This window comes from Formosa sejongensis (genome assembly GCF_033447105.1).
GTDB lineage: Bacteria > Bacteroidota > Bacteroidia > Flavobacteriales > Flavobacteriaceae > Formosa.
This window is the reverse complement of record NZ_JAWQUN010000030.1, coordinates 1-14,476: the sequence shown is the minus strand read 5'-3', so window position 1 is coordinate 14,476 and position 14,476 is coordinate 1. Positions and strand designations below refer to the sequence as shown.

Below are 14,476 nucleotides of genomic sequence, written 5' to 3'. Positions count from 1 at the left end.
TTAAAGAGTTATGTGTTTTATGATTGGTGGGATTGGCGTTTAAATCAAAAAAGGAGATATGACATTTACAAGTTTATTAATAGATAATTACTTCATCAACTAAAGTATATTAAATTTGAATATGAAAATATATTATCCTTCACATCTTTATGATTCACAGTTTAGAGGTCAGTTGTTTCCATTGTTAAAACCCTTTCTAAAAAACGAAAACTTTACAGATGCAGAACGAGTTAGAGTATATGGTGTAAGTGAGCAAGATTTTGAAATTGTAGAAACGATTGAGGCGTGTGATGTAATTGTTTTACCCATGTCTTGGTATTACTTTGCCCGTACAAAACAGATGGATTTAGCGTACAAATTTGTAGAAGAAGCTAAACAAGTTGTAAAACCAATATGGTCTATTAATAATGGGGATTTTGGTGTGAAATTATCGAAAATAAAAAATCTTACTGTTTTTAGACAAGGCGGTTATGTGATTAATAATCAAGAAGGTCATGTAGGGTATCCTTCTTTTATTCAAGATTACTTGAGTTTGAATAACTTGAAAGACTTGTATTTAGAAAGTAACTATGATGAGTTTCCTAAGGTTGGGTTTTGTGGCCAAGCAAAATTCTCCAGAGTTGAAGCGGTTAAAGAACTAACAAAACAAGTCCTTCGAAATTTCAAGAATTATAGTGGTCTGAGTAAATTAGAACCTCAAGACCTTTTATCTAATAGTTACTTACGCGGATCGCTGTTAAAGAAACTTGAAATTAATCCTAAAATAAATAGTCTTTTTATTAAACGTAAGCAGTATCGGGCAGGTGTAACTGAAAACAAAGAGACACATAACACAACAATTCAATTTTACAACAATATTTTAGAGTCGCAATATGTTTTATGTGTTCGTGGTGCTGGAAATTTTTCTGTGCGTTTCTATGAAACCTTAATGATGGGACGAATCCCTTTATATGTGCATACTGATGGATACTTACCATTGTCGGATGAAATTGATTGGAAAAAACATGTGGTCTGGGTAGATTATAAAGATCGACATCTAATAGGTGAAATCTTGTTAGATTTTCATCAGAAATTGGATCAAGAAAAGTTATTGTCTATATTTAAAAAGAATAGAACGTTGTGGGAAGAAAAATTAACACTTTCAGGTTTTTTTTATGAGCAAAAAAGAATTCTTATAAAAAATAGTCATGGATTAGCGTAAAACATCTTAATTCTCTATAATTTCACTTTTAAACTTGACTAATGCTATTCGAATTTTTAAAATATTTACAACCCACTCATTATTTTCAATTACCTAGAGCCAATGGACAAAGTGTTTTTCCCTTAGTTAATGATTTACCAAATAGTGTAGTCGCTAAATTAAAACAAGATTCATATTACGTTTCGGACTTCGCAAAAGATTACGATTTGTCTTGGCAAGCGGTTCAAACTGGTTATATTGGAGATGCTAAAACTTATTTAGATTTCGAGCCCGTACCTGTTCAGGATAATTATCACTTTATCAGAAAACAATTTCATCCAGGTTGGGTATTTTATGTGCTATTCATCCGATTATTAACTTTCCATGATCCTATTACTGAAATTCGAGCATGGATGAATACTTCCCATGTTAAAAAGGAGCCTATCGAAGCGATCAAGTATGAAGCATGGGAAGGATATGAATCTAATTTAATAGTACAAGAATCTTTAGTTAGTGTGGTGATCCCAACATTGAATAGATATGAATATTTAAAAGATGTATTACATGATTTTGAGAAACAAGATTATTCTAATTTTGAAATTATTGTAGTCGATCAATCAGAGCCTTTTCAGTCTGAATTTTATACAGCTTTCAATTTAAATATACAGGTTATACAACAGGAAGAAAAAGCATTATGGTTGGCTAGAAATACAGCAATTAAAGCTTCGAAAGGAGGTTTAATTGCGTTATCTGAAGATGATGTTCGTGTTTTTCCTGATTGGATTTCAACTCATTTAAAATGTTTGGACTTTTTTAAAGCCAAGGTTTCAGCAGGTGTCTTTTATCCGGAAGGGAAACAAATACCGGAAGAACGTTCGTTTTTTATGCAGGCCTCACAGTTTGCAACAGGAAATGCGATGCTTTATAAATCAGTTTTTGAAAGGGTAGGTTTATTCGATCGGCAATTTGAAAAACAACGTATGGGTGATGGGGAGTTTGGATTACGCGTGTATTTGGAAGGTATTCGAAGTGTTTCGAATCCTTTGGCATCCTGTGTAGATGTAAAAGCAAGTATTGGAGGATTAAGAGAAATGGGAAGTTGGGATGCATTCCGTACAAAAAAATGGTTTTCACCAAGACCTATTCCAAGTGTATTGTATTTATACAGAAGTTACTTTGGACGGCAAGCAGCTATCTGGGCTTTGTTTAGAACTGTCCCATTATCTATTATGCCTTATCAGTTTAAAAAGAATAAGCCGATGTTAGTTGTAGGACTTTTTTTATGTGTTTTATTAACGCCTTTGGTATGTTTTCAGGTTTGGAAGAGTTGGCGTTTGGCTAGTGTGAAATTGGAGGAAGGGGCTTTGATAGAGGAATTGACGATTGACGATTGATAATGGATAATTAACAATTAATGATGAATAATTAAGAATGCACAATGGGACACGTCTTTACTAGGACAGCGGACGAAATAAACTGTTTTTAATATATAGGTTGTTTCATGAGATTGCTTCACTGCGTTCGCAATGACAGTGAGGGTATGTTGTGAATGAGATTGCCACGTTGCTCGTGCCTCAGGTCTCGCAATGACAGAAAGAAAATAATTTAGAATGAAGATCAAGCACATACTCATAGTAACTTCTGAATTTCCTCCACAGCCTGGTGGGATAGGGAATCATGCTTATTATTTAGCGTTGTATTTGTATAAAAACGATTATACGGTGACTGTGATTGCGGATCAGCGCGATGTAATTAATGTTGAGGAACTTGCTTTTGATGCTAATCTGCCTTTTAGAGTAGAACGCATTGCTTTAAAAACGCCACGATTAGGCATGTATTTTAATCGTGTAGTTAAAACCATGAACGCTTTTAAAAAAGCAGACTATGTGATTGCAACGGGGAAATTTTCGCTTTGGAATGTTGCTTTTTGTTCGAGATTTTACAATCGTAAAACATTGGCTGTGATTCATGGGACAGAAGTGAATTTTAAAAATGGGTATTTAAAAAAAGCTGTGGATTTGGCTTTAAATCGATTTGGTACTATAGTCGCTGTTTCTAATTACACTAGTCAATTGGTAAGTCATCTAGAAAAAGACGTTACTGTTATTCCAAACGGTATTGAGATAGCCCAATGGGAAGCAGAAGGTTTAACTCCAGCACGTCTAAAGGGGTATCCTGTGTTAACAACCGTAGGTCGGGTGAGTACACGAAAAGGACAGTTACAAGTGATTAGCCATTTACCCGAATTGATAAAAACATTTCCAGATGTACACTATCATTGTATCGGTATTCCTACAGAAGCTGATGCTTTTATGGCTCAGGCTAAAAGCCTTAGTGTCGATTCATATATTACATTTCATGGGGTAGTAGATGCTAAGATTTTAAAGGAGATGCTTATGGCTACTGATGTTTTTGTGATGTTAAGTACCGAAAGCACCACCGGAGATGTGGAAGGTTTTGGGATTGCCATTTTAGAAGCTAATGCTTTAGGGATTCCTAGTATTGGTTCTAAAGACTGTGGGATTGAAGACGCTATTTTAGATGGTAAATCAGGTTTTTTAATAGAACGTGATAACACATTAGCATTTGAAGCTGCTTTATTTGGTATTTTAGAACATCCAGAAGTTTTTAAAAAAGAAGCTGTGTCATGGGCTAAAACGCATTCTTGGAATGCTATTATTAAACGTTATATAAAGGTTATTGCATCCTAATTTATGAAACTTGCTATTATTTCGCATACCGAACATTATACAAACTCAGACGGACAAATTGTGGGTTGGGGACCAACTATTTCAGAATTGAATCATTTGCTAGATGTTTTTGATACTATTTATCACGTCGCCATGTATCATGACATCGAGGCACCACCTAGCGCATTACCTTATGTGTCTGATCGTATTATTTTTGTTCCTTTGCCCGCTCTGGGCGGTCAAACTCTAGGGGCTAAATTACAATTGCTATGGAAATCTCCAAAAGTGATACAAATTATCCATACAACACTAAAGCAAGTTGATTATTTTCAATTTCGTGGGCCGACAGGCATTGGGGTGTATGTTATTCCTTTTTTAACACTATGTATACACACACCTGGATGGTTTAAATATGCAGGGAATTGGAATCAGGACAAGCCACCAATAGGCTATCGATTGCAACGTTGGATGTTAAAAAAGCAATCGCGAACAGTAACGATTAACGGAAGCTGGAAGCATCAGCCAGAACATTGTTTAACATTTGAGAATCCCTGTCTAACTGATGCGGAATTAATAGAAGGGGCTAAATTAGGAAGCCAAAAGGTTATTTCCGGTGAATTGACGTGTTGTTTTGTGGGACGTTTAGAAAAGCCAAAGGGAGTAGAACGTCTTATAAAAGGGATTTCTGGTTTAAAAGCGGTTGAGAAACAACGGATTAAAGCTGTACACCTTGTAGGTGATGGTCCTGATAAAGCTTATTTTAAAACCTTAGCCGAAGCCTCTGGGGTACATTTTGTGTTTCATGGGTTTTTATCTCGTGCAGACGTTTTTAATATTTATAAAAAAAGTCAAGTGTTCTTAATGCCTACTACGGCCTCTGAAGGGTTCCCAAAAGTGATAGCAGAAGCCATGAACTATGGATGTATACCAGTCGTTTCAGATATTTCTTCAATAGGACAATATATTATAAATCTTCAAACCGGAATATGTTTAGAAGCCGTGACGCCCTTAGGGGTTCAAAGTGCTATGCGCGCACTTTTAAAAATGACAGACGCAGAGTTTAATAAACAATTGGTGAATCAAAGAACTCTTGTGGGTACATTTAGCTTTAATTATTATAATCATCGTATAGAATCAGAAATAATCACTAATATATAATTCCTGTACCACTGAATAATTTATATATAGCTGCTTTTTTTGTCATATATTTTAGTTATCCGTTATTATAATAACAAGATTTTAATAAAATAGTTACAACTATTTTATTAATTAAAATTAATCTTTCTAATAAAAAATAAATTGATATTTTTATCCAAATTAATATTGCTATGTATTGATGCTACTTAAAAAACTACGCTGGACTTTAAAGAGGCATCCTTTTCTATATACGTCAAGGTTTAGATTGTTATCTCAAAACTCTAATGCCAACGCCATCTCTGAGTTGTCTTACAATGATTGGAATACAAAAGCAGATATTCCTGATTATTTTAATAAGATTAACTCTAAAATTTTTTCGGAAGGTAAACCTAATTCTGAATTAGAATTTGCCATTCAATTATCGGTTTGGTTGTGTGCGCATACTAAAGTGGGCCCAGGGTTAAGTGAATCTTCTGCAAAAGCTTTGGAAACGATGCTTTATGGTAGCGGAGGGGTTTGTAGTGATATGGCACAAATTTTCAATAATTTTTGTGTTATAAATGATGTTAAAGTGAGAGAATGGGGAACCACAAGTGCACCATTTAATACAGGTAATGGGGGCCATTCTTTTAACGAGGTGTATGTCACTAAATTAAAAAAATGGGTGTTTATTGATCCGTCTTGGGGGATGTTACTTTATAATGCTCAAGATGAACCTGTCTCTGTTTTAGAATTGTTTGAATTAGCTAGGTCAGGTGCCACTGTGAAAAACTATTGCTTTATAGATGGTAAAACTATAGATGAAGCGCCTTTGATGAAAAATTATTTGAATACAGATATTACGCCATTTTTAATTTGTAACTATCATAACAAAACTTATGATTACTACCTAGAGCGGGGTAGACCTCACATTCCCGTTTTTATTATACATTTTATGGTGTATGTTACAGGTAAAAGTTACCATTATAAATTCCCTATAGACGATTATAAAAATATATTCTTATAGATTATTGCTATACTCAATTTAGTTAAATCTCTATTTTATACTAACTTGCGGGTCATCTTAAACTTATTATAAAGAACATTGAAAACCGATATCAACTACATTAGTGCCATAGCGTTGCATGCCGCATTAGGAATGTTGATTTATTTTAATGAAAGTCTTGCTAAACTATACTTTTTTGGCGCCCTTTTTTACTTTTTGTACCGGGTTATCATGTCTGCTACTTCCCAAAAAAATATTGAGGTTTTAAAAGCTTGTGCGTATTTCGTGGGGTTAGAGGTGTTAATGCGTACCACTAAAGGTTCCATTTCGTATGAAGCTTCGAAGTATTTGGTCATTTTGTTTATGCTAATCGGGATGTTTTATAAAGGCATCTCAGGAAAAGCCTATCCTTATTTTATATATTTATTGTGTTTAGTGCCTTCTATTTTTATTGCAAGTACGACTTTAAGTTTTGATGCCAACTTTAGAAAAAATATTGCTTTTGTGTTAAGTGGACCTATCTGTTTAGGTGTTGCAGCTATGTATTGTTACGATAAAAAAATAAAATTAAAGGAGATCCATACGGTGTTGTTGTATATTTTATTGCCACTTATAGTCCATGTAAGTTATAATTTTTTTTATACACCAGATTTAAAAGAAATTATTTCAAGTACGGCATCAAATAAAGACGCAGCTGGAGGTTTTGGGGCAAATCAAGTGTCGACCGTTTTTGGCTTAGGTATGTTTATATTAGCCGTTCGTTTTTTTATGACATCCCCTAATAAGGGATTAAAGATAGTTAATATCAGTCTATTTATTATTATGAGTTTTAGAGCTTTGGTGACTTTAAGTCGTGGTGGTATTTTCGCTGCTATTATTGGTTTGATTGCCTTTATAGTCATTTATTATAGATTGATAAATAAGCGTAGAAAAAACGAACTTATATTATTATTAGGACTGTTTTGTGTGGGGGTTTTTGCTTCTTTAATTTATGCTTCCATACAGACGAATGGAATGTTGTATAAGCGCTATAGTAATGAAGATGCTTTAGGTCGAGAAAAAGGAGATATAAGTACAGGGCGTACAGACTTATTTTTAGATGAAATTGATGGATTTATATCTAACCCATTTACAGGTGTTGGTTCGAGTCGGGTTAAAGATCAACGGATAGAAAACACAGGTCAAGTTACGATATCTCATAATGAAGTGAGTCGGACTTTAGCAGAACATGGTATATTTGGAGTTATTGTATTAATTATTTTAATTTTTAAACCTTTAATTTATCGTTCTCAAAATAAGAGTAATGTGTTTTTTTATGCCTTTCTATGCCTTTGGTTTGCAACAATTAACCACTCTGGAATGCGTATTGCGATGCCTGCATTTATGTATGGATTGGCTTTATTAAATGTAACTGATGAAAAAAAACGTCCTCTACCTAGGAAACAACTTATCGAGCAGTAAAACAAACGTGTCTTATATGAAAGGCTTAACGCAAGCCTTGGAGAGAGATGGGGTTACTGTGGTTTGTAAGTCGGCTATACAGAATAAACTAGGACGTATTATAGATATGGTTAAAGGTGTTTTTATACATGGACACCGTATGGATGTTGCCTTAATAGACACCTATAGTACTCAGAACTTTTATTATGCCGTGGTTGTGAGTCTGTGTTGTAGGCTTATTGGTTTACCTTATGTTCCTGTTTTACATGGGGGGAATTTACCACATCGTTTGGAACATAGTCCGAGATTGAGTCGTTTTCTGTTTAAACCTGCTAAGGTTTTGGTATCTCCGTCGTTGTATCTAAAAGGAGCTTTTGTTAAACATGGGTTTGACAATGTGGTTTATATTCCGAATAGTTTGCAGTTGCAGAACTATACGTTTCTTCCAAGAAAATTAGATACGATTCGTTTATTGTGGGTGAGGTCTTTTTCTGAAATTTATAATCCGTGTCTAGCTGTCGATATTTTAAAAATATTGCAAGATTTAGGGTATGACGCTACGTTATGTATGGCAGGGCCTGATACGGATGGTTCCCTTGCTAAAGTACAAGCCCATGCTAAAGCTTTGGGCGTAGACCTTCTAACACCTGGGAAACTTAGCAAAACGGAATGGACAACGCTTGCTCGAGATTATAACGTATTTATAAATACTACGAATTTCGATAATATGCCTGTCAGTGTGATTGAAGCTATGGCTTTGGGCTTGCCTATAGTGTCCACCAATGTCGGTGGGATGCCTTTTTTGATAGATGATGGTGTTGATGGTGTTTTGGTACCACCAAATGATGCTGAGGCTTTTGTGGCGGCTATTTTAGGGTTGAGGTTGGATTCTGAGCAAACTAAAACTATGGTTTTGAAGGCTCGTGAGAAGGTTGAGGGGTTTGATTGGGAGGTTGTTAAGGCGTTGTGGTTGGAGGTTTTGGAGTAGGGGTGTTGGTTGTGGGTTATCTGTTGGCGGTTGTTGGTTATCTGTTCTGGGTTTTTTGTTGTCGGTTTTCTGTTTTTGGTTCTGAGTTTATTTCATGAGATTTTTCATTTCGTTGGGCTTAGTTCTGAATGAGAGGTGGGTTTGTGTTTTGAGGTCAGATGTCATTCTGAGGTTAGGAGGACTCTAATTTTTATTGTTAATATAAACCTGAACTGATTTTAAAATAATCCGTTTGGGATTTTGATTTTATGGATTTATTGTTTTTTACCATTTACTAGTTTTTACATGTTGATTTGTATTTGTTTAAGATGTTTTTGAGTGTTTGTGTAGAGCTTGTAACATGATAATTATCATAGTTTTTTTTAGGCATTTGTTCTACCTTAATAGGAGTTGAAACTGAATGTTCATTAAAATATATAATTATGAAAGCTAAGAAAAACCCGGATTTAGAGATTGGGAGAAATAGCAATATATATTTTGCTATTGGGTTAAATTTAATGTTGTTTTTTACGTGGCAAGGCCTCGAATATAGAACTTTTGAAACCGAAATAGATCCTATTGAAATTCTTGATATTTCATCTGATTTTCAAGAAGACATACCCGTAACCAAGTTTAGTATCCCCTTACCACCGCCCATTACAGTAAGTACCACTATAAAGGTTGTAGAGTCTATTGCCGAAATAGAAGAGACTGTAATCGAGAGTACGGAATCGTCTCAAGAGGTTGCTGTATTAGCACCTGCTCCTGTTATAGAAGTGAATGAGGTTCAAGTGGAAGAGGTTGAAGAAGATGTGGAAGTTCCTTTTGCAGTGATAGAAAATATTCCCGTTTTTCCCGGATGCGAAGGACTCTCTAACCAAAAAGCTAAGGCTTGTTTTCAACAAAAAATGATTGAACATATAAAAAATCACTTTAATTATCCACAAGATGCTTTAGATTTAGGGATACAGGGGCGTGTTTCTGTGATGTTTATTATAGATGAAAATGGAAATGTTATTGGAATAAAATCTAGAGGGCCAGATAAAATTTTAGAAAGAGAAGCCGAGCGTATTGTGCGTATTTTACCTAGAATGTCGCCAGGGTTGCAACGTGGTAGACCAGTGAAGGTGTCTTATGCATTACCGATATTCTTTAAATATAAAGAGTAGTTATTTATTACAGTTATGATAGATAAATATTAGAACACGCGTAGTGTTGTATTCTGATATTTATCTATCATTGTTGTTTATGGTATTCGTTATTTTGTTTTTAGGAATTTCTAAATTGTTCTAAAGTTCAATCGTGTCCTAAATAATATTATATGTTCATTTTTTTCATTGATAAAAAAATCCTTCGGCTTCGCTCTGGATAAACCAAGCCAAAAAAAATCTAGGCTTACGAACTTTTATCTAAATTTTTCGTTCACTATCTAAATTTAAAGAACACGCTACTGAAAATTTAGACAAATAGTTACATTCGTTTAGCTCAAACAGCTTTAAATTTTACGATACTTTCTCTTCAAATTTTACGATAAATTTTCGATAGGCCATTCAAAAAAACAAAATTCAACTTATATAGAAAAAGTACCCCCCTAAGTACAACTAACTTTATAAAGTCAGCAGTGGTAAATCTTTGTAGAAAAAGAGAGTAATCGTTTAGGACGCTATTGTTTAAAGTTCTTGATTTCCGCAATGTCTCACTATTTTGAGTCTTTTTTTACTAATGAAATCTTTTCGAAATGATGGTTTTAATTGTTTTTTGAATTTTTAATATTGAAAAGTTTAATTTTACTATCCATTACTACTTGTCGGGATTATTAACCATACATCGATTGCTGATAGTTAGGATGGTTTTACAAATCTTATTCTTATATATTTACTTTGTAATTGCTATTATTCCATGCCAAAATTCAAAATATCTTTCAATATCTCCGAACGAAAGATTTTATTACGTATTGTAGATATCTGTATCGTTTTAGCTGTATTATATGGGTTGAGTTCATATTTTGATTTTGATTATTTCAAAATATCAAATGAAAATTGGCCTTGGTTGATTGTATTGGTTATTTATATTTCGATTTTTGGAACTGTTTTTGAAATTTATGATTTACAAAAATCTAGCACTTTTCAGTCCACTTTACCTAATGTATTTATGACAGCATTGGTGGTGGTTTGTTTTTATTTAATGACACCTTTTTTCACTCCCTTTCTTCCAGATAAACGTATACAAATTCTATTTTTCTTTTTAGGGATTCTTGGCGGTATATTGTTTTGGAGGGCTTTGTATATCACTTTAATTTCTAGTCCGCGTTTTTATAAACATGTGCTTTTAGTAGGAGAACCTCAGCATATCGATGAGATTGTTTCGTCTTTTAAGGCGGTAGACCCTAATTATAATATTGTTGGATTTATTAATTGTGAACCAGAGAACACATCTGTAACCTGTCTAACAACAGCTTATAAAGCAGCAGATCTTAATCGGATTATTAAGGACAATAATGTGTCTGAGATTATTGTAGCCACCTATAATTCTGAATTAATTACACCCGATTTATATCAAGAATTGATGTCGTTATTGGAACGTGGTTTTCCGATTAAAGAGTACACTCAAGCTTTCGAGGAGATGACGTATAGAATACCTGTTCACTATTTGGGGAAAGATTTTTATAAGTATTTTCCGTTCAATCGGAATAATCATAATAAATTATACATGCTTCAGCGGTGGATTCTCGATATGATTTTTTCTATTTCAGGATGTATAATTGGTGTTTTGCTTCTGCCGTTTGTACTCTTGGGGAATATTATTGGAAATCGCGGACCGTTGTTTTACAGTCAGGAACGGGTAGGGGAGCATGGAAAATTATTTTCGATACTAAAATTCCGAACTATGGTGGTTGATGCTGAAAAAAATGGAGCAGTTTGGGCTTCTAAAAATGATGCACGGATTACCCTTTTTGGAAAATTTCTTAGACGCTCTCGAATTGATGAAATTCCGCAATGTTTTAATATACTGAAAGGTGAAATGAGTCTTATTGGCCCGCGACCAGAACGTCCTAAGTTTGTAAAGGAATTGGCTGAGGTGATTCCGTTTTATGAAGCACGCCACATGATTAAACCTGGCATTACTGGATGGGCACAAGTTAAGGTTCGATATGGCGAATCGGTTTCTGATAGCCTTATGAAATTGCAATACGATTTATTCTACATTAAACATCGTAGTTTCTTCTTAGATTTAAATGTGATTGTAAAAACGGTTAGTACTGTTATCTTTTTTAGAGGGCAGTAGAAAGGGGGGGAAGGTTGTTAGTTGACTGTTGACTGTTATCAGTTATCAGTTGAGGGTTCTCTGTTGTTGTTTAAATTGAAAAGATTCTTCACTTCGTTCTGAATGATAGGCTGGCTTGATGGTTTTGGCTATTGTGTATTGTTTGTTAAGAGATCATGTCACTTCGAGTGAATTTGTGGAGCGGAGTGGAACACATTTGTATCGAGAAGTTTGGTTGTTAACGGTTCTCGATACACCTCCTGCGTCGGCACTCGAACTGACATACGTTTGTTTTAGATTTATGTTGTGGCTTGTCGGTTTTGGCTTTCGTGTGTTGTTTGTTAACAGATCATGTCACTTCGAGTGAATTTGTGGCGCGGAGTGGAACACATTTGTATCGAGAAGTTTGGTTGTTAACGGTTCTCGATACACCTTCTTCGTCGGCACTCGAACTGACATACGTTTGTTTTAGATTTATGTTGTGGCTTGTTGGTTATCAGTTTTCAGTTGAGGGTTCTCTGTTGTTGTTTTAATTGAAAAGATTCTTCACTTCGTTCTGAATGATAGGCTGGCTTGATGGTTTTGGCTATCGTGTGTTGTTTGTTAACAGATCATGTCACTTCGAGTGAATTTGTGGAGCGGAGTGGAACACATTTGTATCGAGAAGTATTGGTTGGTGTAGGTTCTCGATACACCTCCTGCGTCGGCACATGAACTGACGTACGGTTTTTACTAAATATTTGGTTTTACTTTTAATCATTTTTGGTTCTTGGCCACGTCATGCCGGGCTTGTTCCGGTATCTCACTCGAGTAGGGAAAATAGTTTAAAGTTTGAAAATGCCAAAAAACTAAGGTTGGTACATATTCTAGATACATGATGTCACTTCGAGTGAATTTGTGGAGCAGAGCGGTACACATTTGTATCGAGAAGTTTGGTTGGTAAAGGTTCTCGATACACCTCCTGCGTCGGCACTCGAACTGACATACGGTTGTTTTAGATTTATGTTGTGGCTTGATGGTTTTGGCTATCGTGTGTTGTTTGTTAACAGATCATGTCACTTCGAGTGAATTTGTGGAGCGGAGTGGAACACATTTTTATCGAGAAGTTGTTATTGGTGTAGGTTCTCGATACACCTTCTTCGTCGGCACTCGAACTGACATACGGTTATTTTAGATTTATGTTGTGGCTTGTTGGTTTTGGCTATCATGTGTTGTTTGTTAACAGATCATGTCACTTCGAGTGAATTTGTGGAGCGGAGCGGAACAAGTTTGTATCGAGAAGTTGTTATTGATGTAGGTTCTCGATACACCTTCTTTGTCGGTACTCGAACTGACATACGGTTGTTTTAGATTTATGTTGTGGCTTGACGGTTTTGGCTATCGTGTGTTGTTTGTTAACAGATCATGTCACTTCGAGTGAATTTGTGGAGCAGCGCGGAACACATTTTTATCGAGAAGTTGTTATTGGTGTAGGTTCTCGATACACCTCCTGCGTCGGTACCCGAACTGACATACGGTTGTTTTAGATTTATGTTGTGGCTTGATGGTTTTGGCTATCGTGTGCTGTTTGTTAACAGATCATGTCACTTCGAGTGAATTTGTGGAGCAGAGCGGTACACATTTGTATCGAGAAGTTTGGTTGGTAAAGGTTCTCGATACACCTTCTTCGTCGGTACTCGAACTGACGTACGGTTTTACTAAATATTTGGTTTTACTTTTAATCATTTTTGGTTCTTGGCCACGTCATGCCGGGCTTGTTCCTGTATCTCACTCGGGTAGGGAAACTAGTTTAAAGTTTGGAAATGCCAAAAAACTAAGGTTGGTACATATTCTAGATACATGATGTCACTTCGAGTGAATTTGTGGAGCGGAGTGGAACACATTTTTATCGAGAAGTTTGGTTGTTAAAGGTTCTCGATACACCTTCTTCGTCGGCACTCGAACTGACATACGTTTGTTTTAGATTTATGTTGTGGCTTGTTGGTTATCAGTTGGCAGTTGTCTGTTGTCTGTTGACTGTTTTGTTTTAATTGAAAAGATTCTTCATTTTGTTCTGAATGATAGGCTGGCTTGATGGTTTTGGCTATCGTGTGTTGTTTGTTAACAGATCATGTAACTTCGAGTGAATTTGTGGAGAGAAGCGAAATACATTTGTATCGAGAAGTATTGGCTGGTATAGGTTCTCGATACACCTACTTCATCGGTACTCGAACTGACGTATGTTTGTTTTAGATTTATGTTGTGGCTTGTTGGTTATCAGTTGGCAGTTGGCAGTTGAGGGTTCTCTGTTGTTGTTTGTTAACAGATCATGTCACTTCGAGTGAATTTGTGGAGCGGAGTGGAACACATTTTTATCGAGAAGTTGTTATTGGTGTAGGTTCTCGATACACCTCCTGCGTCGGCACTCGAACTGACATATGGTTGTTTTAGATTTATGTTGTGGCTTGTTGGTTATCAGTTGGCAGTTTTAAGTTGAGAGTTCTCTGTTGTTGTTTTAATTGAAAAGATTCTTCACTTCGTTCTGAATGATAGGCTGGCTTGATGGTTTTGGCTATCGTGTGTTGTTTGTTAACAGATCATGTCACTTCGAGTGAATTTGTGGAGCGAAGCGGAACACATTTTTATCGAGAAGTTTGGTTGTTAACGGTTCTCGATACACCTTCTTCGTCGGCACTCGAACTGACGTACGTTTATTTTAGATTTATGTTGTGGCTTGTTGGTTTTGGCTATCATGTGTTGTTTGTTAACAGATCATGTCACTTCGAGTGAATTTGTGGAGCGGAGCGGAACAAGTTTGTATCGAGAAGTTGTTA

Annotated in this window: 9 protein-coding genes; all 9 read left to right on the top strand. The window is 35.5% G+C overall.

The window, feature by feature from the left end:
* Window positions 1–121: 121 nt before the first annotated feature.
* The 9 genes from R6X41_RS18125 to R6X41_RS18085 all read left to right on the top strand — a co-directional run bounded on the left by R6X41_RS18125 (window position 122) and on the right by R6X41_RS18085 (window position 11,684).
* Window positions 122–1,201: an exostosin domain-containing protein gene (locus R6X41_RS18125; RefSeq protein ID WP_318501772.1), complete on the top strand. Its 1,080-nt coding sequence runs from the start codon at window positions 122–124 to the stop codon at window positions 1,199–1,201.
* A 41-nt stretch (window positions 1,202–1,242) separates the two neighbouring features.
* Window positions 1,243–2,574, top strand: a complete 1,332-nt coding sequence (locus R6X41_RS18120; RefSeq protein WP_318501771.1) for a glycosyltransferase family A protein — start codon at window positions 1,243–1,245, stop codon at window positions 2,572–2,574.
* A gap of 216 nt (window positions 2,575–2,790) precedes the next feature.
* Entirely contained in the window at window positions 2,791–3,891 is a 1,101-nt protein-coding gene (locus tag R6X41_RS18115; protein ID WP_318501770.1) for a glycosyltransferase family 4 protein, read from the top strand.
* Window positions 3,892–3,894: 3 nt separating this feature from the next.
* Window positions 3,895–5,028: a glycosyltransferase gene (locus tag R6X41_RS18110; RefSeq protein WP_318501769.1), complete on the top strand. Its 1,134-nt coding sequence runs from the start codon at window positions 3,895–3,897 to the stop codon at window positions 5,026–5,028.
* Window positions 5,029–5,206: 178 nt separating this feature from the next.
* Window positions 5,207–6,013: a transglutaminase-like domain-containing protein gene (locus R6X41_RS18105; protein ID WP_318501768.1), complete on the top strand. Its 807-nt coding sequence runs from the start codon at window positions 5,207–5,209 to the stop codon at window positions 6,011–6,013.
* Window positions 6,014–6,091: 78 nt separating this feature from the next.
* Complete coding sequence (locus tag R6X41_RS18100; protein ID WP_318501767.1) at window positions 6,092–7,453, top strand: O-antigen ligase family protein; 1,362 nt, start codon at window positions 6,092–6,094, stop codon at window positions 7,451–7,453.
* Window positions 7,407–8,420: a glycosyltransferase family 4 protein gene (locus R6X41_RS18095; protein ID WP_318501766.1), complete on the top strand. Its 1,014-nt coding sequence runs from the start codon at window positions 7,407–7,409 to the stop codon at window positions 8,418–8,420. Before R6X41_RS18100 ends, R6X41_RS18095 begins: the two co-directional genes overlap by 47 nt.
* A 422-nt stretch (window positions 8,421–8,842) precedes the next feature.
* Complete coding sequence (locus R6X41_RS18090) at window positions 8,843–9,568, top strand: energy transducer TonB (protein ID WP_318501765.1); 726 nt, start codon at window positions 8,843–8,845, stop codon at window positions 9,566–9,568.
* A gap of 730 nt (window positions 9,569–10,298) precedes the next feature.
* The gene (locus R6X41_RS18085) at window positions 10,299–11,684 is read left to right on the top strand and encodes a sugar transferase (protein ID WP_318501764.1); all 1,386 of its coding nucleotides are present in this window, start codon (window positions 10,299–10,301) and stop codon (window positions 11,682–11,684) included.
* Window positions 11,685–14,476: the final 2,792 nt, after the last annotated feature.